Raw genomic sequence first — 24400 nt, 5'->3', positions numbered from 1 at the left:
CGTAAAAAGATGTCAGGATCCAAGAAGTTAGCCTCTACCGGTTTCTAATCCATACTGCCTGACCAGCTCAGCTATCTCGTCTTGCAACGAATCTATGGCTGAGTTAATTTCTTCTATTTCTTGTTTATTAAAGGATTTACGACTTAACATAAAATGAATGGCGTTATCGTTGACAACATAGGGATGTATTTTCATCTCCCTAAACCCAAGCTTCTCTATGTAGTGATAACCGGAGAATTCATCTTCAATTAAAAAGTCGACTCGCCCGCGATTCACCAGCTGCATACGCTGACTGATACTGGGCACTTCAAGTAAGCGCTCTCTGTACCAGGCAATCTTGAGAATTTGTTCCAGCTCTCTGCCATAATAGGCACCAGGATTGGCAACAAATGTGCGCTCCGCCGCAAATAGCTCCGTCAGGCTTCTCACATCGCTTAGATCTTTACTTCTTGTAAATAAACGCATTCTTTCCCGCCGATAAGCTTGGCTAAAATAGGCCAGTTCGGCTCTTTGGGTGTTAAAACTTGCTGAAGGAAGGATATCGATAAAGCCTTTGGAAAGCTCTGTGATACCTCTGGCTGAAGAGGGCAGCTGAACAAAGTCTATACACAACTTAGCCTTACTGAACACCCTTCGGGTTATTTCAATATCCAGGCCATAGGGAACCGTCTCCCGATACATCACATAAGGGGGCCAGCTGGTGCCCACGCCAACTTTGTAGCGTGTATCACACTGGGTATTTGCAAACACCGTAGAAGGCAGAAGAAAAAACAGAAATAATAGTAAATGCACAACGTCTAGCAATCATTGATATTAGCTAGATTATGAAGTATATCGGCAAGAAAACAAAGGCGCGACAGCGCCTTTGTTCATTATTGTTGGCCAGTCCCTTGGTCAATCAGAAACAAAAACTTCCGCTTCTGATATCAACATTCATTAAAGTGCCTTCCACACCATCGCTTTTCCGGGCTCTTCACCACGAGTCCACCACTTAGCTTCGTATAACTTGCCTTGATAGCTAACACGGTCGCCACCGACATACACTTTACTACGGTCCCACGGATCAGCGCCTACTGTAGAATCCGTGACATTAACATCGAACGAAACTGTCGTAGTTGCAACACCGTCTGACACGGCAACAGTCACCTGGTAAGTCGTATCCTGAGTAACTTCTGGCGCAGTAATCGTCGCGCTGGCACCCTGGCCATTTACGCTCAAACCGTTGCTCGCCGTCCAGCTGTAAGTTAATGCATCGCCGTTAGGGTCTGTGGCATTAACCTGCACCGTTGTGCTGGTATTCTCGGCAAGTGTAACTGCAGAGACAGGTGTAACTACTGGAGCATCGTTACCAGTCGATGGGGCTTTAACCAGTACCTTTACATTGCGCGTTGTCGTCGCTTCTCCATCTGACACGGCAATAGTCAATGTATACTCAGTGTCTTGTGTTACAACTGGCGCGGCTACCGCCACAGTTGCACTGGTAGTATTCGTCAGGGTCAGTGCACTTGGCGCACTCCAGGCAAACGTCAATGGTTGGTTGTCGGGGTCAGACGCCGTTGCAGTCACGTTTACTGAACCGCCTGACTGAACAGTAACATTGCTGTCTACAGAGACAACCGGCGGCTTGTTAACTGGTACACCACCAGTCAAACCATCATACATAGCGTTCAGAATATCGCCATTATCAGCATCGATTTCCCAGGCAAATAATCCACCCAGGTCGTACAGGTTTACATAACGTCCTTTTGCTTCAACAGAGCGTGCACTATCGAAAGTCAGTAATTTTCCGTTGCTGCGGTTCCAGACATAAGCAGCTTCTGCCTGCTCGTCGTAACCAACCTCAAACCCGTTCAGACCTGTGCCATTCGGCCCAACCAAATTAGCAGCAATGGCTTTGTAATCCATGATACCCGGCTCCCATACCCCTTCTGAGGTAGAGCCTGAGTATTTACCATTACCTGGCGCTGTCATTGGATTGCCCGGGATAGTGGTATTCTGGTCCATCACACCTTCCCAGCCACGGCCATACATAGCTGCACCCATGACGATTTTCTTCGAGTTTACACCCTGTTGTAATAACAATTGTACTGCGTTATGTGCCGTGTAAGCTGGGCCTTTACGCGGTTCACCGTTGTCATCGACACCGGTACCATTACATTCGTCCTGACTTAGGTGAGAACCACAATACAAACCTGCCTGGTGGCCTGTTACATTGTTCCAGCCGCCATAAAAGTCATAGGTCATCGCGAAGATGTAGTCCATATATTGCTGTGCAGCCTGATAATCTACGTCTTCAATTTTATCGTAGCCAGAACCAATGGCTGACGTCAGCTCGTACGTACGACCCGTTTCGGCTTCAAGTTCATCTAGCATAGCTCTTAGCTCGGCCATGAGTGCAATATAAGCCGGACCATCATTGACTGGGTCGCCCAACCCCGGGTTTGGACCATCACCACCTGGGAATTCCCAGTCGATGTCTACCCCGTCATAGAACTTCCACGTTTTTAGGAACTTTTTCATCGAGGCGACAAACACATCACGATTTGCTTTGTTAGTGAACCCATGGAATGGGTCCGAGAGCGTCCAACCACCAACTGATGGTAAGATTTTCAGGTCCGGGTAGCGCTGCTTGAGTGCCATTAGCTGGGCATAAGTACCACGAATTGGGTCATTCTGACTTACACCTGGCAGTGTCTTCTGAATTGCAGCCCATGGATCGTGGATCACCACTTCATAATCAGGTGTTCCTGCACACGCTTTTTGCAATGCACGCCAGCTATTGCCATTTTCAATTTCTTTCAGTGATTCATTGGCTCCACAAATTGGAATGAAACCATATAACAGGTGGCTAAGGTTCTGTGCTGGGATGTTAGTCACGTCAAAGTCGCGACCATAAATGCCCCATTCTACAAAATAAGCACCCGTTACTTTGCCTGGGATAGTGCCGTTATTGCGGTTGTTAGGGTTAACATCCATAGGCAAAGGTTCTAAGTGACCACCATCTGTGTCTGCTATAACGATCTCTTTGCCTGCACTTCTCGCACAGCCGGTACTATCGCACAGTTCAACATACAAAGTATGGCGACCAGACTGAGTGTAAGGGAAAGTGATTGTGCCGCTTTTAGTTCCTGCTTCCAATACACCCTCATTAATCAGCTGATTATCGAAATACACTTTGTAGCTGTCACCACCGGTACCACTCCAGGCATTCCATTTTATCTGTATGTCTACCTTGTCTTTAGCAGTTACCAGGTCTTTGTATGATCCATTGCCATCAAGTAAAACATCTACAAAAGAATAGACCTGAGGTTCCCAGCTCAAGCTAGGTGTTGAAGGCGCAGCTAGAACTGAGCCACTCATTAGTGCAAGGCCTATTGCCGTACTGATCTGTTTAATCTTCATTACTTTCTCAACCTTATTTACATGTTATATCCAAACCCCAGAGGGTGATTTATTGTTACTGCTTAAAACTGACTGGCCTGGCTAAAGTGCTTTCCAGACCTGGGCTTTGCCGGGCTCTTCACCACGGGTCCACCACTTGGCTTCATAATTTTTGCCCTTGTGCGAGACTTTATCCCCACCTACATAGGTGTCAGAGGCTTGCCACTTTGGATACGTAGACACAGGAATATCTTTAACCGTTACGCTTAGATCTCTGGATGTGGTTAGCTCGCCATCAGATACTGCAATTGAAACCGTGTACTGAGTGTCTGCCGACACCTCACCACTTTGCAAAGTGACGGTTGCACCACTGCCTGTCATCGTAAGTCCGGATGGCAGTGACCAGTTGTAGGTCAGCTCAGTTTGCTCATCATCAAAGGCATGCACATGAACCTGAACTTGGCTATTTTCATCCAACACAATCGGATCTGGCTGATGAACCGTCGGCGGTGTATTCGGTGCTTTGGGCACGATTGTTAGGTTATAGGTAAAGGCAGCATCTGTTACGAATACTTCGTTACCCAGCAAATTAGCTTCATCAAATACCACATCACCGTTTGTTTGTTTCACTCCAACCTGAACATCACTGGCATACGTGGTATTAAGCTGACCTGCCAAAACGCTCGCCCAAGTTGCCTGGTTTTGCGCTGTCACAGCCAAAGAATGTTTTACTAACTCCTGGCCATTTTGGTCGAACACCCTTGCCCAGATCAGGTCGCCAACATTGGCTGACTGACCTCTGGTAACAAAGTAGCCAGCTGAAAACCAGTCGTTCGGTTGTGTATCAGTGACGATATTAATGTCGCTACAGTTATAGAATCCCTCGCCAACCACATCATTTCTCTGCCAGCGAGTATACAAAATCGCATTTCCACTTCGGCCCTGCGGGATCTGAATGGTCATCTCATATATGCGCTTTCCGTCTGGGTCTTTAACAAAATCGACGTTACCGACTTCAGTGATCAGATCCAGACTGCCCCAGGTCATCACGTCTGTCGCAGGATTAAATCCCGGCTTGGTCAGATAAAATTTCCAGAAGCTAGGGTTGTGAGGGGTAGTGGCATGGAATCGTATGGCCAGCTCCCCTGCTGCGTTTGGTCTGACTTGAGTCGTCTGCCAATCCGCAGACGGCAAGTTCATGCCCCGTTTTTCGTGCGAACCTGCTGCGCATAAGGTGCCATCAGGAATGTTTTTTTCGACCGCTTGTTGGTTGTTATAATCGGGTGTATTAACCGCGAATTCATGCTCCTGAATAAACTGGACATAACCAGACTCCAGGTAAGCTGCGCGACAAGCCGCATTGGGAATATTGGAACCATCTTCTGGCCACCAATAACCACCCTGGTCTTCACAGATAGCTTGTCTAGCCATAGGAAAATCCATATAGCCATGACTGGCAGCCAGTGCGCTGTAACCCAAAGCAGCCAACGCTAGAGCACCGATAGCGGTCTGTTTTGAAAAAGATGTACACGTCTTCATAGTTTGCCTCTTTCATAGGGGCCGAAGCCCCTTATCCTTGTTAGTTAGTCGGTTACAAACTACAAACCTTGGTGTAATCAGAGCTGGCTGATGGTTGCTTATTGCTCCACCACTTCGCTTTGTATACACCGTTACCATCGATGATGAGGTCTCCCTGAGCTGCGTGACTTCCCTTTGGAAACTCGGGGTAAACACTGATCTGTGAGATAGGCACGCCTTCACAGCTTGTGATTGGTCCACCGTTGCCGTCACCCGGTTTTGCATCCGGCAGTTTCGGATACTCAAACTTAAACGCGTAACGCTTACCATCTTTTTCCGCAACGAAGTTAACCGGACCTGTGATTGGCATGTAGTACATCACTTGTGCATTTACGGTTTCACCTGGTGCAAAAGACTTAGGAATATTCCCCCACTCATCTACCAGAGTGATTGAAAAGCGATGGAACTCGTTTTCAAATCCGCCGATGTTGTTACCAGCAGCGTTGGAGCGATTCACTTCAACTGCCATACCAAGTTTTTCCTGTGCATTCCAGTTAGACTTGAAGATTGCAGAAGTAGCAACTGGTACATCAAAGGTGATCTTAGCCCCTGACAGATCAATGGCCGAGTTATTGGTGAATGAGAACGTTGGCGCGATTGGATAGTTGTCATCGCCCAGCGGGAAGTCTTTTGCTGTAAAGCTAACGTCGACTGATTCCGCTGGCACCTGGAAGCTCACATCACCTGGGTGGATATCGTATGGCGCGCCAGATTGGTTAAACTTGTTATAGGCTAACGTGGTCAGGCTTGAACCCATAAAGTACTCACCCTTTGCCGCGTCGTAATCGAAATCCCCGGCCAGCTCCCAGAACATGATGCCGCCAAGTCCATTGTTGATGACATAATCAACCTTGGTACCCATAGACTCTTCATCTTCAATCGACAAAAATACTTTCTTCTCGGCATTCCACAACCAGGGGGCAACAGCTACAGAGTCATAATGACGGGCATAGGTACCAGTCAAGCGGTCTGCAGGATCGGTGTCTGGTGTCAGGCCGTAATCAGCCAGGTAGCTCGCAACAATACCTGATTGCAGGTTCTTAACATGCCACAACGGGTTAGAGCCAGCCGGCACTTCAAGGCCTACGTCATTTTTGTCATGCCAAAGATTGTCGATGCCGACAGCGCCGTTACCACATTTATTCTTTTCACCTTTTCCGGTGCCTGGTGGACAGTTCGCCTGGTCCGGGAATGCCGCCTGACCCCAAAGCCCGTTTGTACCGCCTTGTACATTTTGGAAACCACGGGTGTAGTAAGGAATACCGATATTGATACGACCACCAGACAAAGCACCACGGAAGTATTTTACTGCCCAGTCTGTGTTCAGATACCCAATACCTTCGAATTGCGCTGTGCCATAGACATTCCATGCTTTGAGCTCAGAGTCTTCCCCAGTGTCAAACAAAGAAGCATTGTGGCCTACATGCTGGTTCCATGCTCCATGTAAGTCGTAAGACATGATATTGACGTAATCCAGATATTTAGTGACCTGGAATGTCTCCATACCACGTAGTAAGTAGCCTGAAGAAGGTGACGCAATAGTTAACATGTAGTGCTTACCATCTTGTTGGCCTGCTTTATCAAGCTCTTCACGCAATCGCTTCATCAGCACCTGATATGAGGCATTCAATCCTGCGCGTAATGCGTTAGAGATTGGGAAGTCATCCGGATGGCCTGCATCGTTCATTGAAGTTGGGTATTCATAATCGATATCGACACCGTCAAAACCGTAAGTACGGATAAACTCCACAGCACTTGCCGCAAATGCGTCAATACCAGCCTGATTCACACTGCCATCGGCATTGGTCGTCATGGTGTAAAAACCACCACTGTTGACACGCTTACCATCGCTGCCGAAGTAGCCACCAGTTTCAGCCCAGCCGCCAACAGAGATCAGTGTTTTTACGTCAGGATATTGCTTTTTGTATTTGTTCAGCAGGTTAAAGTGACCTTTGTATGGCAGTGCAGGATCCATTTCTGCGCCAGCCTCTCCAGGCCATTCCATATTCGTTGCCGGATTACCAGCAGCCGTTGGGTCGCCAATGGATACCTTGTTGTTTGCATCAACGTGCGCAAAGGCGTAGTTAATATGCGTTATCTTGTCCCAAGGAATGTCATTAACCAGGTATGACGGTTGGCCATTTGCGCCATTTCTCCAACTGGTAAAGTAGCCGATCACGCGACGAGGATGGTCATTGCCCATCTTTTCTCGTCCGTTTACGTCGTAAATAGTACAGTAAGGCGTATTCACGCCCGGAGTCTGGAACAAGCCTTCTGGTTTACAGTCATCACGACCACCCTGCCCCTGCTCAACAACTGTCAGTGTCTGAGACACACTTGAAGTTGCCCCTTTGTCATCTGTCACAGTTAGTGTAAAGCTCACCGGACCAAGTTGTTGTGCGGTCCAGGTGTGATCGGTTGCGGTGCCATTTGTAGTAACAACGTCCACACCATCTACCGTAAACGTCAACTTAGTCACCTGACCGTCTACATCGCTTCCGGATAGACCAAAAACAACCTGTGAACCGACAACCAGTTCTGCTGGCTGGCTCTTTATTACTAACTGAGCTTCTGGAGCCTTGTTACCTGTATCAACCGGTTTAACAAGGATTTGGCTAGTCAATACATTAGAAGCAGCACCTTTGTCATCATATGCCGTTGCACTAATGTCGTGAGTACCGACACTGGCGCTCCACTGTGCGTCAAACATATCTGCGGTTCCGCTTACGTCAGTGGCAACCAAAGCACCATCGACAAAGAACTCAACTTTGCTCACAGTGCCATCAGGATCGACCGCTTTCACACTGATGGCAACGCTGTCATTTACGGCAAATTCAGAACCAGAAACCGGCTGTAAGTTACTGGCGACAGGTGGCTTATTTTCGACAACGCTGTCACACTGGCCCAACCAAGTCCATTCTTGCCAGTCACCTGAATTAGCTGCTGGCTCCGAGCGTGTCCACCAGTTTGCCTCATAAGCATTATTGTTCTGCTCAACTTGCTGACCGCCTGTGTATGCTTTGCCTGATTCCCATGGGTTAAGCCCGGTACAATCGTATGCGTTAGCCTGTGTTGAGCCGATCGCAATGGCGATTGCACTGAGCTGCATTGCCATCTTGAATTTGTTTCTCGTTTTCATACTTTCTTCAACCTTTACCGTTTTAGTGATTAACATTTTTAAAGTAAAGCTAACATAGAATTTGAGTACGTCAACGTAAGCATGACTACTTTTTAATCTGCCAAACGGTTGACCCCATCCTTTTTCACTAGCAATTATTCAAATGAATGGACTTTTTCTCAAGCAAACCCAAACTCAATTAAGTGAGTTAAATTCATATATGACAGTTCATATATTCACTACTATTGTTATAAGAACAACCAGTTAGATGCATAACAGAAACAAGCAAAAGATTTTCTTATGCATTCGGATAAGTTTTTTTAATTCGAAATGCATATTTCATAAATTTCAATTGGGGAATAACTTATACGTAATAGTTATATGAGAATCATCCGAGATCAGTATGTATATATCTAGTTAACGTAAAGGTTAACGATTGAAGGTATCACATAAATATACTTCTTTTAGGGACAAACTAACGCTAGAGCAAGGTCGCCGTACAGGTTGCGGGAACAAGGGGCTTTTTATTTGACGTGGTTTACAGGGATAGTAACGGTCACAGTGGTACCTTCACCCTCTGTGCTTGCAACATTGATCGTCCCACTGTGTTCAGAAACGATGCCATACGCAACAGCCAATCCCATGCCCGTTCCCTGACCCACAGGTTTGGTCGTAAAGAATGGTTCGAATATATGCGGTATCGTGTCTTGAGCTATACCGGTACCATTGTCCGTCACTTCTATAATAATGTGGGTACTAACCTTTTTGATATGAAGCTCAATCTCTGAGGAAGCATGCATGCCTTCGGACTTAGCCTGCTCACAAGCATATTTGGCATTCATTAACAGATTAATGACGACCTGATTAAGCGCAGCCAAATTGCAGTGGCTCATCGGAATGTCGGATTTCTTAACGCTTAACTCTATATGCTTGAGCTGATTTGCAAGCAAACCCAGAGCACTATCAATGGCCTCCGTCATATCAGCCATAACAAATTCGTTGTTCTTAGGTCTGGCAAAATCAAGCAAACTGGCAACTATAGTTGCTATACGCTGGCAACCATCCTGACAATCATCGATCAGATCCTGTGCATCTTCGGCAAAAAAACACAGCTGGTACTGAGATTCTAATTGCGCAAATGCTTCTTTAAAGTCGTCTTGATCTATAGCATCCTTTGAAAAAGACTGACTGGTCTTAATTAAATCAGAAACGCCTTTTGCAACTTGTCCAAGAGTACCTATATTACCGTTTATGTAAGCAAGCGGGTTATTAATTTCATGTGCGACGCCGGCAGACATCACACCCAGAGTGGCCATTTTCTCACTTTGTAAAATTGCAGCGTGTTGGCGCTTTAGCTGCGCCAGGTTTGCTTCCAGTTCTTGATTCGCGAGATACAGAGATCGAGTTTTGTCTTCGAGCAGGGTTTCCAGTTCGTCGCGGGCCTGCTTCTCTCTGAGATATGCTTTGTAGTACTCGTTGCTTTCGTTCGACATACCAAACCCTCCGACTCACTTATAGACCCATATACACATATTTAACTGATATTCCGTCTCTTCTATTTAATCTCTTACCCTGAGCGTTCCTATTGTTCACGGGTTAGGACAATATACTGACTACAAAACGACAGTGTTCATCCCCTTCGTGCATGCAATTGGAGTGAGATATTTCAATTTGCTTGTTGTAGTGATCCGCAGCTCCATAAATGAGCCCTTCGGCACAAAAGCATAGTTTTCGCGGTGATCGATAATCAACGAGAATTTTACCTTCGTCGATGACCTTTGCATCTATTTTGGGTAGGTTAGGTTCATCGTAGAGCTTTGCAACTTCAACGTGAATAACGCTGTCTATGGCAAGAATTAACTTCTCAAATGTATTCAATGGTTCAAGCACGGCATGGTGCTTGGCAGCTAACGAGCCAAACAAAAACCGACCAAATACGCCGAGCACATCCGGTAAAGGCAAAGCCATTTTCTCTGCAACACCATTTGCCAACGCAAAAAGCTCTTCATCTGGATAGGATACAGCTGAAACATAGCTGCGGTGCGCCGGGCTATGTTTATCCAATAAGGCATTCCATTCACTCATACCCAGATTTTCGACCACCAACTCCTCTAAACTACGAAATATTATGCCTTTCATTGTTTGCTCCTTAGCTGACGTAATTTAACAGCAAACTCGCTGCAGCAATTGTTATAAAACAAAGTTTAGACTAGTTTTTATATTATCTATTGCTTTAGCTTATTGATTTATGGTTGAACACGATCCCGAGCAAGTAACGATTATCCCACCCGCAGGTCCTATTCGGGTATTATGCCTGGATGATGAGCCTAGCGTTTTAAAAGTACTCAGAAGAACACTGGGATTTGCTGGCATGGAGGTTTCTTTGTTTGACTGTGGCGAACAAGCGTTACAGACGCTTGCTCAGCAGGACTATGAAGTCATTATTTCGGACATGCGTATGCCAGAAATGGATGGCGTGGAGTTTCTCACAAAAGCAAGACAAATTGCTCCGCAATCACAGCGCATATTATTGTCCGGCTATGCGGATATGGATTCTACTATCGCAGCCATCAATGAAGGTGGAATACACAACTTTCTGCAGAAACCCTGGCAAAATGAGGCGCTCATTCATGTTATCAAAGACGCAGCTGAAAAGTATCGCCTTAAACAATACAACTCCGAGCTTCAGACAGCGATAAGCAGCCAGAATGAACAGTTAAAAGTTTTAAACGGAAACCTGGAAGAATTAGTCGAAAAGCGAACCGCTCAGATCCGCACCGTACTTCGCCAATTAGAAACAGCCAACAAACGCGAGCAGGATGAGCACAAGGCAACCGTAGAACTACTGTACAACTTCATTAATGCAAACCCTTACATTGATGCGGATATGGCTAAGCAGATTGCTAATCTAAGTGGCTTAATCGCACAAAAGCTGGGTCTGGGCGATAAAGTGGTGCAACTGACCAAAATGGCTGGTTACCTTGCCCAGGTCGGATTGCTTGCAATGGATCCGGTACTGTACGATAAGCCGCTTGAACAACTCAGTTCTGAACAACGAAAGCTGTTCTTTACACATCCTGCCACCGCCCAGCTAATGCTGATGCCAGCTCAGCATCTGAGCGATGTCGGCGAAGCGATATATCACCAGTTTGAAAAGTATAATGGTCAGGGGATCCCGAAAGGGCTTAAGGGCAAACAAATTCCAATTGGCGCACAAATCCTCGCTGCGGCAAGAGATTATGTTGAAAACCTTTTAAAAAACCAGGGAGACAAAGAGACCAGGCGTGGGCATGCACTTGAAATTATCAAAATGTATAGCGGGTCGTTTTACCATCCAAAAGTGGTCTTAGCGCTGGAACAAGCGATACACGCGGATATGTCAACAACAAACCAAGTTGGCTCTATGAACATCATCAATGCTCAAGCACTCAAATCGGGTATGGAACTTGGACTGGCTATTCATAGCCACAAAGGGATCATGCTGTTACCTAAGGGGCACATTTTCACTGACGCAACAGTTGCCAAATTACAACAGTTGGAAATGCAAAAACCTACCCCTTTTAGGATCCTGATTAAAACCTAACGCTTAAAACGCACCACCAGCTCATACATATCATTCGCCACTGTGGTTAGCTCCTCGCTGATCACATGCATTTCATTGGAGCTGCTGACACTGGTATTCGCCAGCGTTGCGATATTAACGACTTGCTGATTAATATCTTCAGAAACAGCAGCCTGCTCTTCTACTGAAGTGGCAATTTGCATGCTACTGGCACTGATTTTTTCTATCAATTGGTAAATGCCTTCCAGTTTCATGGAAGACTGAGAAAGCTGCTCTATCCCCTGACGAGATTCGTCTTCGCCGCGTTGCGCTATAAACTCGGCGTTTTGCGTACTTTGCGTCAATTGTTCAATTATTGCATGGATCTCTTTCGTGGATTCTTGTGTCCTTTGCGCCAGGTGACGTACTTCATCAGCAACAACGGCAAAGCCCCGCCCCTGCTCCCCGGCCCTGGCAGCTTCTATTGCCGCATTCAGCGCAAGTAGATTAGTTTGCTCGGCGATTTGTTCAATTATCTGCGCGGCTTCAGCTATTTTGGAGGTCTGTTTGGCAACGCCTAGCACCGAGTCTTTAATATCAACGACTGTTGCACCAAGGTTCTCGATTGAAGCTCGAGTTTCTTCAGAGCTTCGTGCACTTTCCTGCGCGAGAATAAGTACCCCTTTAGCATCTTCCGAACTAGCCTGAACGCTATGTGACACTTCATTGATTGTGGTGGCCATTTCATTCATGGCTGTGGCTACTTGCTCGGTTTCAAGCTGCTGCTTGGTCAGACATTCCGTAGTTTCAATACTCTTTGAGTTGCTAATTGTTGCACCACTGGCAACCCCTTTTGCAGCAAACTCGATACGTGTAATAATGGTATCCAGGTGGGCCCGCTCGCTCAGTAACTTGACGTGCAATTGAGCCATTTTGCCCGTCCAGGGTGAATAAACCTGAGTGGCTATGTCGTCACAAAAACTATGAGACATCACCTTATCAATTCGACTCAGCTGCTCGTTATCTCGATACGTGTTGTACGCAAATAATGCGAGTGTATTGACAACCAACCAGGCAAACCCGATTGCTTCCCCTGCAAATAGATAGAGAAAAATCGCAATAACCACAGCTAACGAGGACCAAATAGAACGCAGCTTAGGCAACTTAAAGCCATCACGCTGTCCCGATTTAACCCGTTTGTATAACGCTTCTGCTCGCTCAACAGATGCACGATCCGGACAGCTACGAACGGATTCGTAACCAACAATCTTACCACCCTCCGTCATCGGCGTGACATACGCATTTACCCAATAATGGTCACCGTTTTTGCAGCGGTTCTTTACTAAGCCCATCCAGGGCTTTCCAGCCTTGAGTTGATCCCACATGGTCTTAAATGCAAGTTCTGGCATATCTGGGTGACGAACGAGATTGTGAGGTTGTCCTATCAGTTCTTCTTTAGCGTAGCCACTGACTGAAACAAAATGTTCGTTACAATCGAGTATGGTCCCTTTCAGATCTGTCACTGAAATAAGTCGGGTGTCTGCGGAAAAGCGCTTTTCCTGATTCGTGACGGGGTGGTTTATTCGCATTTTTAACTCGAATTCGATGCTGTAAATTACTGGTGCGGAGCGAGAAAATACGACTAATGCGCTGTTTTTGCAACAACAAATCTATATTTCGCCGGTTTTTTAAGACAGAATACCTAGATCTAATGCAATGCCAAGCACGTATAAACGAAAATCGTTTTTTCACTCTAGCCTTTTATGTAAAATAGTGAGGCTAAAAGAACACACCAAAGGAGCCGTGAGTGCCAAAGCTTTCTGCAATAACTGATAATCCACACGAGAACAGATTTAATAAAAAAATCGGTGTTCTGGTAACCAACCTGGGTAGCCCTGACGCGCCGACTGCCCCTGCATTAAGAAATTACTTAAGAGAGTTTTTGTCAGATCCACGTATCGTCGAACTTCCCAGAGCACTTTGGTGGTTGATACTACACGGCGTGATCCTGAGGATCAGGCCAAGTCGTTCAGCAAAAGCCTACTCCAGTATCTGGACAGAAGATGGCTCACCACTTGTGCAGATCACTCAAGACCAGTGTAATAAGCTTAGCGCACTATTGAAAGAACAAAACTATGAGCATGTCGAAGTTGTGATGGCAATGCGCTATGGTAACCCATCTATAAAAAGTGGTCTCGAAGCACTCCGCGAGAAAGGGATCACTAATATCGTTGTCTTTCCCCTCTACCCTCAATATTCAAGTGCAACGACAGGCTCAACATTTGATGCAATCGCTAATGTCCTCAAAACATGGCGCTGGGTGCCAGGCCTGAGTTTTATAAACGGCTATCACAAACAGCCAAGTTATATCACTGCTTTAGCAAATTCAGTACAGGAACATATTGATAAGCATGGTTTACCTGAGAAGCTGCTTTTTTCTTATCATGGCACACCGAAACGCTTTTTAGATAGTGGTGACCCGTATCATTGCTTTTGCCACCAGACCACGCGCCTGGTTTGCGAACAGCTTAAGCTAGATAAAGACAGAATCATGACGACTTTTCAAAGCCGATTCGGACGTGAGGAGTGGCTTCAGCCCTATACCGACGTCACACTTAAAGAACTTGCAACTCAGGGCGTTAAAGAAGTCGCTATTCTGAGTCCTGCTTTTAGCGCAGACTGTCTTGAGACACTCGAAGAGCTGGAAGAGGAAAACCGCGAGTACTTCCTGGAAGCAGGTGGTGAAACCTACCATTATATCCCGGCACTCAACGACAGGGATGATCATCTCAACGCATTGTTGGATGTTCTAAAACCGTATTTAAGGTAAAAAAAGGGGCCGTTTTAGGCCCCTTGTTCATTAATGTTGCTGCGACGATTTACTGATATACATGAGTTCATCGTTAAACACCTGACCGGAGTTAAACTCTTGTAACAACCTCAGGCAAGCAGACAGTGGCTGAGCCGGGCTGTAGTAAAATCCCTGTATATGATGACAACCCAGTTGTTCAAGCATAGTCAGCTGACTCTGAGACTCCACCCCTTCTGCGATGACTTTAATACCCAACTCTTCAGCCAGGTTAAGCAAGCAGCTGATCATCACCTTTTTATTTCTGTCTGCCATCAGGCTGTCCACAAACGACTTATCTATTTTTAAGTAGTCAACCTGATTTTCAATCAGGTGGCTGAGAGAGGAATAACCCGTACAGAAATCATCGAGCGCGATTTTCACGCCCTGCTCTCTTAATTTAGAAAGGAGCTCCCAGGTGTAGCGGTTTGTTGCCATAGATTCAGTCACTTCAAGTGTCACTTTTTCAAAAGGAACCTCTGCCTTGGATATGGCTTCGGTAACTAACTTGAACTGATCATTACTCGTCTTAAACTCATTGACTGAACGGTTAATAGAAATACTCACATCGTCATAACCATGCAAATGTAACGCTTTAAGGTCCTGACAGGCTTTTTCCAGCACGAACTGGCCTATCATATGGATTAAGCCAAACTCCTCCGCAATGGGAATGAAGGTACCGGGCGACACCATACCTTGTTCGTCATCGAACCACCTCACCAGCGCTTCAAATTTGACGATTTTTCTGCGTTGCACATCGACTATAGGCTGATAGTAAACGGTCAGTAAGTTTGCTTTCAATGCCGCTTTAAGCTTGTCCTTGAGCTTGACCTTATTCAGATAAGCATTTTGGATAGCAGCATTATGCAAAGCAACATGTCCTCGATGGGTCTTCTTCGCACTCTCCAGTGCATGCGCAGCATTACGTATAAATTTTGCTGCGGTGATCCTGCCCCTATTTTCCAGTTGCGCGATCCCTGTGCTCGCACTGAGTTCAACCGTTAAATCATTAAAAACGTATGGTTGTTTAATCTTATCACTGAGCTTTTTGGCGACCTGCAGGGCACTTTTTACGTCTGTGTTATCAAGCAAGATAGCAAACTCATCGCCGCCATAACGGGATATAGTATCATTCTCTCTGACACCGTTTCTAAGCCTTTTCGCCACCGACACCAGAACTTTATCCCCTATTTCCGGGCCGTAAATATCATTCACTTCCTTAAAGTGATCAAGGCCTATAAATAACAATGAGCAAGGTGTATGCAGACTGCGACTGGCAGATATCTTTTCTTCAACTATATCGATGAAGCAGCGCCGATTCAGTAACGCGGTAAGAGGCTCATGGTTTGCGTAGAAGGTCAACTGTGCTTCATTACGCTTCCACTCGGTAATATCTCGAAAAATGGCAACATAATTCAGTATTTCGCCTTGTTCATCCTTTACCAGGCTTAGCGTTAACTCCTCCGGGAAAATCTGACCATTTTTACGACGGTTAAATATTTCACCTTTCCAGCAGCCAGCACTCATCAAGCTGTTCCACATTTGGTGATAAAAATCGTTGCTATGTTGACCTGAAGACAAAACTGAGGGGTCACGTCCCATCAACTCATGACCGGTATAACCTGTCAGACGCTCAAATGCCCTGTTCACCATGATAATTTTGTTATCACCATCAGTGATCATAATTGCTTCTGTGGCGTGCTCAAACACGACATTGGTCAGTTCCAGTTGTTTGTTTAAGGAGTAGATATAAGTAACGTCTTGTACCGTGGCACTGAATACACGTTCGTCGCGTTGTTCTTCGCATTGTTCTACACGACCAATGATTCTGTATAAGCCTCGCAAGTTAGTACGTTTCTTATGAGTGACATTAACATCAATATAATCTAAATGACCGGTCCTGAGCTTTTGGATAATGACTCTGAGCCGTTTTTGATCCGCCTCGGTTAAACACTCAGTAAAGTCGTTTAACGTCAGGGTTTCTTCTCTGTGTTGCAACAAGCGACGCATTTCGTGACTAAACACATGCTTGTCCCGGCTGATATTCCAGGTCCAGGAACTCAGCTTTGCAATACGCTCGCCTTTAGCTAATTGCTTAACCAGGATCTGCTGTGCTGCAATTTCTAAATTATGATTGAGCTCTGCGCCCACAAGTAAGCTCAATTCTCTGAACCAATGGCGGTCCTCGTCACTGACCTCTACTTTTTCATCAAATAGACAGACCATAATACCGATCGGTTTGTGGTCGAGTGCACGTAATGTAACACCCAGATAGCCATCTATATCAAATATTTTTAGGATTTCATCTTCCGCGTACATCTGCTGAAGGTTACAGCTAATCGCACACACGCCTTGGCTGGTTTTAGCATCGTTGCAAGGCGTTCCCTCTAGATCATAGATGATATCGTTCGACCTTTTCCCGTCTACAGAATAAGCAACCGTTTTAACACGCGTGTCGGCATCGATAAATTTGCCAATCAAGCAATGCGCCGGTTTGAATTTCTCATAGATCAAATCGAGCGCCAGTTCGTAGCGCGCCTCGCTGCTGCACAAATTGTAAAAAGTACTGAATGAAAAAGTCATTTTTCGGCTAAGTTCTTATATTTTATTGTTTTCAATATCAACAGGTATTTCAATAAATTGCAATGATAGAATTAAAAGCAAGTCTTATTCTCGATACAGATCAATAAATCGAACTTTTTTCTGAGCATCGTCAATCCCTGTGCTTATCCTGGACAGATTAAAGTAACAACGATAACATCTGACCAGCAATATGATATTATTCATATCACAACATAGTAGCTGGTTCAAACACTCCTTTATAAAACAGTACAATGTTTTTCACATACGCACTTTAAACGGCATGTTGTGCAACGTCATTGTTCGCAGCATCACAGTGGGCTTGTGCCTGGCAAGTTCTGTTGCGGCCGTTGCGCTTGGCCTGATAAAGTGCTCTGTCTGCCATCTCAAGCGTTTCCTTAATGCTTTTGCGATTCAGCGGCCAACTGGCAATGCCAATTGACACAGTTACCTGCCTCGGGATCGACATTGGGTGCTCACTGATTGCAACGCGCAAACGCTCAGCAATACTATAAGCCCGTTTTTCATCAACAAATGGCATAAAAATCAGAAACTCTTCTCCCCCGCTGCGACAGACAAAATCATGACACCTGGCATTTTTCTTCATAACACCTGCAAGTGCACATAACACGTCGTCGCCGACAGCATGACCAAACTCGTCATTGATTGACTTAAAGTGATCCACGTCTAAAGCAAGCACAGAAAACTGATATTGCATTGTTTTCACATTATCCAGCCACAGCTGCATAGCGAAACGGTTGTTAAGCTTGGTCAGCGGGTCCATTTTTCTGTCTTGTTCTAGTTCCTTTATCTCCTGACCCAGCAGCTCAGAGCTGTTGAGTATCGCCGATTTTAAGTTTTCAGCCTCAAAGTACCAGGCAGGCGTCTGATCAATACAACGTAAGTTGCGCGGGCTCAAAGAGCTAACGTTTTGCGCCAGCTGCGCAAGAGGCCTGGCAATAACAAACCCGGCCATTAATGTGACGCATAAGATCGCCAGTGCGAACGGCAACGTAGAATAAAGCACATCTTTATGCGTCATATCCAGTTCAGCGACTATACTGGTCAATGCACGTTGACTCACAATCCCCCAGCCTGTGCTTGATATTGGAGCAAAACCAGCCAGCATATTTTCGTCCTGACTGTTTAACGTTTCTGTCGCGCCTGACTCCCCTTTAAGCACCTTGTTCACCGCAAGATTACCGACAATTCGTTCGCCTACTCGGTTATTGTCTCTGTGGTAGATTAGCCGTTTATCTTTGTCTATTACATATACATATGAATGCTCAGATACGTGATGCGTACCCAAAAGCTGGTTTAAGATGGTATCACCCTGTAGGTAAATTCCGCCTGCAATAAAGCCAAGGTAAGTGCCATCAGTTGCAAAAATCGGAAAGGTCGGACTTACCATAAGGTTACCCGCCGGCGACACAAATGGATCGAGAATATAGGGTGTCTGTAGCTCAATAGGCAAAGCTAACGACGAGTCCAGGGTATGCCCTGTTAGCTCGAGGCTGGAAGGCTGGGCTGAGATCACTTTGCGCTGTGCATCTATGACAACCAAAGAGTCAAAGCTATTGGTTTGAGCCAGTAAACGTGCTAATTCTGCATCTATCGCATTACGATCTTCAAAATGAGTTGCAATATGGCCAGCACTTACCCTTAATTGACTATTTAAGGACTGCAAAAACAACTCGGTAACTTCCGCAAGCTTCTCAGCATAAGCCTGATTTGAAGCCAAAGTGTCTTTAATAAAAGCACGCTCATGTACACGATAGCTAGCCATGAGTGCACTAAAAACGGACAAAACAATCCCAGCACTGACCAGCAATAAGATAAGCTGTTTAAGATCCAGCTTTCTACGTTCGGTTACCTTCACTACATCCTCCCTATTTAAGCACAGTCGTTGCGACCTGTATCATTGTAAAATATTGCAGGATAAAGAACTTATTCTGGGTCAAACTCTCTGTGCCTAATTCTTTTCCAATTACAAGTATGAAATCTAAGTGTTCATATACAACCGAAGCTAATGAGGAAAAGGATGAGAAACGAGCCAAAAGGCAGCACTTTATGACCAAGTCAAATAATAAAAAACGGAAATTACTATCACATCTGAATAATGTGCTTTATAATATGTTCGATATTTAGCCAAACCAGTTTTACCGAAATGAAAAAGAAAGCCAGAATGAACCCACTCGTTACACACTTTACTTTTGCGAGTATCGCGTTAGCAATGTTATGGATGTTCGTTCAGGATAAAGAGACCTTACTCGCAGGTAGTGCACTCGTGCTTGTATACATTGCCTGCGCACTAGGATACCGCATGATTGCTGCTCGCGAAGCTTTTAGAAACGCGAGTAAACAAGCGCACAAAAAGCACTGAGGCAACTCACAATCCCACCTTGGCCCCTGATTAATTTTGTGTAATCATCCACATACACTTAATTAACAGAGGCCATACACATGTATCGTCTACTCCTGCCACTGCTATTTATTAGCGGTTGTGCGTCCTTCGACCGCCCAGCCGAAGAAAGCACGTGCAAAGCACTTGTCTATGCGTACCCGCAAATACGCGACACTGGCACATCCGCACAATATGCTAACCTGTTCACTGACGACGCCCGTTTTACAGTTGAGAAACTCAATATCGAACTGAATGGACAAACGCAAATAGTTGAGCGTTATGATAAAGCGCGTAACACCACGAACACCGTACATATGATGACATCATCCAGATTCTATCGTAGCAATGACCAACTTAAGGCAGAATCACATTTCATCCTGCTACTAAAGGACAAAGCTCAGCCGGCCACGACAAAAATCATCAACGGCCGATACCTAGACACCTTCAGTTATGACTCCGATCGTTGTTTATTTAGCCTTCGAGACGTCGTCATTGATCGTATGGATATACTCTAACTATCCTTGTCTGCTACGTTTATGCCAACGTAGCATTTCTTTATGGTCACGGGTCACCACTTGCCCTTGTGCCTCCATCTCAGTCACTTCATGGGCCAGTATTTCTTCTGCTGTGAGTTCGAGTTTAATCAACAGAGTCTCTAGTAACGATTTCTCGTCTGCAGTCATATGCGCAGTAAGCATCTGTTCCCTTTTACGCACATGCGCTGTTACGTCATGGTAAATATTTTCCCCTTCCGTGGTTAATACAACAGGTTTACTTTTACCTGTTATCTCAGTTGACTGAACCAGCTCAAGTTTCAATAAGGCATTCACCGCCCGAGTGACTGAATAAGGGTCAAGCCGAGACTGATAGCTAATTTCTGCAGCCGTGATTGGCCCGTAAGACCCCACGTTGAGCAACACACGTAGCTCCCGGGTGTTAAGCTCAGTTAACGAACGAATTACCGGGTCACGGTCTAGCGATAAAAGGTTGCTGACCACAGCAACCTGAAAAGGCACATGAGCTGCCAAATCGAGTGCGTCTTTTTCAAGGTTTGTTACCGCCAAAGCACGTTTTCTGTTGGCAATGGCAATTTTCATTTCATTGTCACTGGACAATTTGTACCTCTACACATATAGTTGTTGCATATGCAACATATAGACATTAACAGGAAAACAGTATGCCTTTAGTTAACCCATTGTCACAAGAGCATGATCAGGAAGTCGCAGAATTAGCCAAGTTTTTCAATGAGACACTTGGCTTTTGTCCCAACAGTGTGCTGACCATGCAAATTCGACCTGCCATTGCCCGGGCTTTCATTAACCTAAACAAAGCTGTTATGGAAAACCATGGCCGAGTTACATCAGAACTAAAAAGGCTGATCGGTTATATCACCAGTGCCAACACTGGATGTCGTTACTGTGAAGCACACACCATATTAGCTGCGCAACGATACGGCGGTACTGACGAAAGATTGGATCAAATCTGGCAGTTCCGTGAAAGTCAGGTATACACAGAAGCTGAAAAAGCGGCGTTTGAATTTGCTCTCGCCGCGTCAAGTGTACCCAATGCTGTAGATGCCCATATTGAAGCCGCAATGCAGGCGCACTGGGATGATGGCGAAATTGTTGAGATCCTTGGGGTGATCGCGTTATTTGGTTACTTAAACCGCTGGAATGATTCAATGGCGACCACGTTAGAGCCAGGTGCCATTGATGCGGGCGAAACTTTGCTGAATGAACGCTGGGAAACAGGTAAACACGCTTAGTACAGGCTTAACTGTCAGATAAGAACATCCTTCAACCGATGGGAAAGTAAACATCTGTGCTTTCCCATTTTTTATCTTTTCCATCTCACTTAATTAGTTTGATATTTGGCTTGATCCAAATCAATCAGCACTATATATTAAAGTTTCAATAATTACTGAAACTTTAAAAATGCAGCTATCACCTAAAATCGAAAACTTCGTTCTCCATTGTGGAGAAATGGGAAGCCGCTGGGGCTTCAATCGCACCATTGGCCAAATGGTTGGTCTGCTGGTTATCAATGAGAAGCCCTTAACGGCCAACGAGATTGCTGAAGCACTCAAGATCTCGCGAGGTAATGTCAGCATGGGGATCAAAGAGCTGCAATCATGGCAACTGGTTAAAGTTCATCATATTCCCGGTGACAGAAAAGAGTACTATTCGCCAAACGGCAGTATCTGGGACCTGGCAAACCGCGTTTTTGAAGAACGCCGTAAACGTGAAATTGACCCGACCCTGACCCTGTTACGCGATCAGATTCTCGACAGCGCGAATTCTCCAGAAGAAAAATACGCGCAAGAGCAAATGCAATCTATCCACGACTTGCTAGAAACAGTCACCAAGTGGTCTGCTGAACTGCAACGGTTAACACCTGAACAACTGCAATCCTTGATGAAACTCGGCTCGTCGGTCAGCAAAGTGATTGATTTGAAGGACAAGTTGCTCAGAAAGTCTTAACAGAGTGGCTTTTGAAAAGGATTTTTTCATTGTGCGCGGTTCGTGCCCGCGCATTCCAGTCGTATCAGTCAAACCATTTGGCCTGCTCCAGGCCCGGCTAAACTGATATAATATGCGAGGTGCGTCATGCTTGATACCCTACTGTTGTCGCGTATTCAATTTGCGGCAAATATAAGCTTTCATATTCTTTTTCCCACCATCACCATAGCTTTGGCCTGGTTTCTGGTGTTCTTCAAGTTTCGTTACGACCGAACCGGCGAAGCGGTTTGGCTTCGGGCCTATCGATTTTGGGTGAAAATATTTGCCCTCACTTTTGCGCTCGGCGTCGTCAGTGGTATCACCATGTCTTTTCAATTCGGTACCAACTGGCCCGGATTTATGGAGCGTGTCGGCAATATAGCAGGACCCTTACTTGGCTATGAAGTGCTAACCGCCTTTTTTATGGAAGCCACCTTTTTAGGCATTATGCTGTTTGGCATGAAACGGGTCAGTCCGCGCCTGCATACCTTTGCGACACTTATAGTTGCCATAGGCACTACCCTGTCGGCTTTTTGGATCTTGTCTTTGAACAGTTGGCTGCAAACCCCGACTGGCTACACCCTGGTAGATGGCGTGTTCTATCCCGAAGACTGGTTTGAGATCATCTTCAATCCGTCATTTGGTTATCGCTTTTTCCATATGTTACTGGCAAGCGGGCTCACCGCGTCTTTTCTGGTAGCCGGGATAAGCGCGTATCGCCTGCTTAAAGAGGACCATAAGCACGCTCCTAAACTAACCTTGAAAGTATCGCTTACGGTCGCAGCCCTGCTCGCCCCGATGCAAATGTTTGTCGGCGATCTCCATGGTCTGAACACCTTCGAGCACCAGCCTCAAAAAGTGGCCGCGATGGAAGGTGTCTGGGAAACCGAACAAGGTGCGCCTATGTTGCTCTTTGCCATACCGGATGAGCAAACCAGAACCAATCACTTTGAAATCGCCATTCCTAATTTGGCTAGCCTGATCCTGACACACGATGCACAAGGCGAAATCAAGGGGCTTAATGAATTTAAAGGGGAACATCCTCCGGTTAAACCTGTGTTTTTTGGCTTTAGGATCATGGTGGGTATGGGCGTTTTAATGATACTCGTCGCCTTGGTTACTCGATATACCTTGTGGAAGCGCTCGACTCTCCCGACCTGGCAACTTAAAGCTCTAGTAGTCATGACATTTTCAGGATGGATCGCCACGCTGGCGGGCTGGTATGTCACTGAGATTGGTCGCCAGCCGTTTATGGTCAATGGTCTGGTTAAAATTGAGGAGCTGGTTACAAACGTCCCCAGCGAACATGTCTTGTTGACCCTGATTGGTTATCTTACTTTATATGCCATTTTGCTGGCAGCATACATAAAAACGCTGTTCTACACTGCGCGCAATGCCGTGCAAGTTGAAGAGTATCAAACGCCTGCGGTCCAGGGAGGTCAATATGTTTAGCACCGAATATCTTGCTTTGCTCTATAGTGCGCTGATGGCACTGGCTATTATCGTTTACGCTGTGCTGGACGGCTATGATCTGGGGGTCGGTATTTTGTTGCCAGGCAAAAATAAGCCCGCAGCGGATACTATGATAGCGTCGATTGGCCCTTTCTGGGATGCTAATGAAACCTGGCTGGTGCTGGCTGTTGGCCTTGCGTTAATCGCATTTCCTACTGCACATTCAATTATCCTGCAGGCACTCTATTTACCCATCGCCTTTATGCTGCTTGGATTAATTTTAAGAGGCGTCGCTTTTGATTTTCGCGCCAAAGCGAAAACCCGCTATCGGCAAACCTGGGATCGCTGTTTCAAGCTGGGCAGTCTTATTACCGCATTTTCGCAAGGGTATATGCTGGGCCTGTATGTGATGTCATTTGAACACAGTGTTGCGAGTCACCTGTTTGCTGCGCTCAGCGGAGTCGGCGTTATTGCTGCTTACACCTTAATAGGGGCTGGCTGGTTAATTATGAAGTGCGAAGGTGAGATTCAGCGTTCTGCCATTCGCTGGTGCCGATTGAGTAATCTCATTGCTTTGCTGGGTGTATTGGCCGTTTCCATGGTTAACCCACTAATTAACGCCTACGTTCAGACGCGTTGGTTTGGGTCCGAGATAAGTCTGCTAATGCTGCCACTGCCATTGATCTGCATGGTGCTCTTTGTCATACAAGACAGAGTGTTGGTAAAACTCAATGACAACCCCAGCCATGGTTGCTGGTTACCTTTTGCCATCACGGTAATGATATTTTTACTGTGCTTCTTTGGCCTGGTATATAGCTTCTTCCCATATGTTGTGCCAGGTACGCTCACCATATTCGAGGCCCTTGCCGATCCTTCTGCCCTCACCTTTATGCTGTACGGCGTAGTGCTGGTGGTGCCGGCTATCATTGGCTACACCTTGTTTTCTTATCGGGTTTTCTGGGGAAAAACTCAGGACCTGAGTTACTACTGATTTTCACTT

General features: G+C 45.8%; 18 protein-coding genes. 8 read left to right on the top strand and 10 right to left on the bottom strand.

What is annotated here, in order from left to right; genetic code table 11:
- Positions 1-27: 27 nt before the first annotated feature.
- The 6 genes from CWB99_RS00915 to CWB99_RS00890 all read right to left on the bottom strand — a co-directional run bounded on the left by CWB99_RS00915 (position 28) and on the right by CWB99_RS00890 (position 10216).
- The gene (locus CWB99_RS00915) at positions 28-792 is read right to left on the bottom strand and encodes a substrate-binding periplasmic protein (RefSeq protein WP_249331576.1); all 765 of its coding nucleotides are present in this window, start codon (positions 790-792) and stop codon (positions 28-30) included.
- 144 nt (positions 793-936) lie between these two features.
- Positions 937-3402, bottom strand: coding sequence for a glycosyl hydrolase family 18 protein (locus tag CWB99_RS00910; protein ID WP_138551866.1), 2466 nt, complete (start codon positions 3400-3402; stop codon positions 937-939).
- Positions 3403-3483: 81 nt separating this feature from the next.
- Positions 3484-4920, bottom strand: coding sequence for a lytic polysaccharide monooxygenase (locus tag CWB99_RS00905; protein WP_138551867.1), 1437 nt, complete (start codon positions 4918-4920; stop codon positions 3484-3486).
- Positions 4921-4972: 52 nt separating this feature from the next.
- A complete protein-coding gene (locus CWB99_RS00900) occupies positions 4973-8098 on the bottom strand; it encodes a glycosyl hydrolase family 18 protein (protein WP_138551868.1) in 3126 nt (1041 codons plus the stop codon).
- A gap of 503 nt (positions 8099-8601) precedes the next feature.
- Positions 8602-9570, bottom strand: coding sequence for a sensor histidine kinase (locus tag CWB99_RS00895; protein ID WP_138551869.1), 969 nt, complete (start codon positions 9568-9570; stop codon positions 8602-8604).
- A 103-nt stretch (positions 9571-9673) separates the two neighbouring features.
- Positions 9674-10216 (bottom strand): heme NO-binding domain-containing protein, encoded by a 543-nt coding sequence (locus CWB99_RS00890; protein WP_138551870.1) that lies wholly within the window; start codon positions 10214-10216, stop codon positions 9674-9676.
- 109 nt (positions 10217-10325) lie between these two features.
- Here CWB99_RS00890 and CWB99_RS00885 point away from each other — a divergent pair, with 109 nt between their 5' ends.
- Positions 10326-11660 carry an HD domain-containing phosphohydrolase gene (locus CWB99_RS00885; RefSeq protein ID WP_138551871.1) on the top strand — a complete coding sequence of 445 codons (1335 nt, stop codon included), beginning with the start codon at positions 10326-10328 and terminating at the stop codon, positions 11658-11660.
- On the opposite strand, the gene CWB99_RS00880 is transcribed toward CWB99_RS00885, so the two are convergent.
- Positions 11657-13207 carry a methyl-accepting chemotaxis protein gene (locus tag CWB99_RS00880; RefSeq protein ID WP_138551872.1) on the bottom strand — a complete coding sequence of 517 codons (1551 nt, stop codon included), beginning with the start codon at positions 13205-13207 and terminating at the stop codon, positions 11657-11659. The genes CWB99_RS00885 and CWB99_RS00880 overlap by 4 nt on opposite strands.
- Before the next feature lie 218 nt (positions 13208-13425).
- On the opposite strand from CWB99_RS00880, the gene hemH reads away from it, so the two are divergent.
- On the top strand, positions 13426-14448 hold the full coding sequence (hemH, locus tag CWB99_RS00875) for a ferrochelatase (RefSeq protein ID WP_138551873.1): 1023 nt from the start codon (positions 13426-13428) through the stop codon (positions 14446-14448).
- Between the two features lie 30 nt (positions 14449-14478).
- Here hemH and CWB99_RS00870 read toward each other — a convergent pair whose 3' ends face one another.
- Positions 14479-17049, bottom strand: a complete 2571-nt coding sequence (locus tag CWB99_RS00870) for a putative bifunctional diguanylate cyclase/phosphodiesterase (RefSeq protein ID WP_138551874.1) — start codon at positions 17047-17049, stop codon at positions 14479-14481.
- A gap of 271 nt (positions 17050-17320) precedes the next feature.
- Entirely contained in the window at positions 17321-18925 is a 1605-nt protein-coding gene (locus CWB99_RS00865; RefSeq protein WP_138551875.1) for a sensor domain-containing diguanylate cyclase, read from the bottom strand.
- Between the two features lie 306 nt (positions 18926-19231).
- On the opposite strand from CWB99_RS00865, the gene CWB99_RS00860 reads away from it, so the two are divergent.
- Entirely contained in the window at positions 19232-19429 is a 198-nt protein-coding gene (locus CWB99_RS00860) for a hypothetical protein (protein ID WP_171045226.1), read from the top strand.
- A gap of 80 nt (positions 19430-19509) precedes the next feature.
- Positions 19510-19965, top strand: a complete 456-nt coding sequence (locus CWB99_RS00855) for a nuclear transport factor 2 family protein (RefSeq protein ID WP_138551877.1) — start codon at positions 19510-19512, stop codon at positions 19963-19965.
- Here the strand turns inward: CWB99_RS00855 and CWB99_RS00850 are convergent, their stop codons facing one another.
- Positions 19966-20547, bottom strand: coding sequence for a MarR family winged helix-turn-helix transcriptional regulator (locus CWB99_RS00850; protein ID WP_249331574.1), 582 nt, complete (start codon positions 20545-20547; stop codon positions 19966-19968).
- 80 nt (positions 20548-20627) lie between these two features.
- Here CWB99_RS00850 and CWB99_RS00845 point away from each other — a divergent pair, with 80 nt between their 5' ends.
- The 4 genes from CWB99_RS00845 to CWB99_RS00830 all read left to right on the top strand — a co-directional run bounded on the left by CWB99_RS00845 (position 20628) and on the right by CWB99_RS00830 (position 24391).
- Entirely contained in the window at positions 20628-21215 is a 588-nt protein-coding gene (locus CWB99_RS00845; RefSeq protein WP_138551879.1) for a carboxymuconolactone decarboxylase family protein, read from the top strand.
- Positions 21216-21384: 169 nt separating this feature from the next.
- A complete protein-coding gene (locus CWB99_RS00840; RefSeq protein WP_046005214.1) occupies positions 21385-21930 on the top strand; it encodes a GbsR/MarR family transcriptional regulator in 546 nt (181 codons plus the stop codon).
- A gap of 126 nt (positions 21931-22056) precedes the next feature.
- Complete coding sequence (locus CWB99_RS00835; RefSeq protein ID WP_138551880.1) at positions 22057-23400, top strand: cytochrome ubiquinol oxidase subunit I; 1344 nt, start codon at positions 22057-22059, stop codon at positions 23398-23400.
- Positions 23393-24391, top strand: a complete 999-nt coding sequence (locus CWB99_RS00830; RefSeq protein WP_138551881.1) for a cytochrome d ubiquinol oxidase subunit II — start codon at positions 23393-23395, stop codon at positions 24389-24391. The genes CWB99_RS00835 and CWB99_RS00830 overlap by 8 nt, the downstream gene beginning before the upstream one ends.
- Positions 24392-24400: the final 9 nt, after the last annotated feature.

Origin of the sequence: Pseudoalteromonas rubra, assembly GCF_005887095.1 — a bacterium.
Lineage (GTDB): Bacteria > Pseudomonadota > Gammaproteobacteria > Enterobacterales > Alteromonadaceae > Pseudoalteromonas > Pseudoalteromonas rubra_E.
This window is presented reverse-complemented; position numbering and strand designations above follow the sequence as displayed.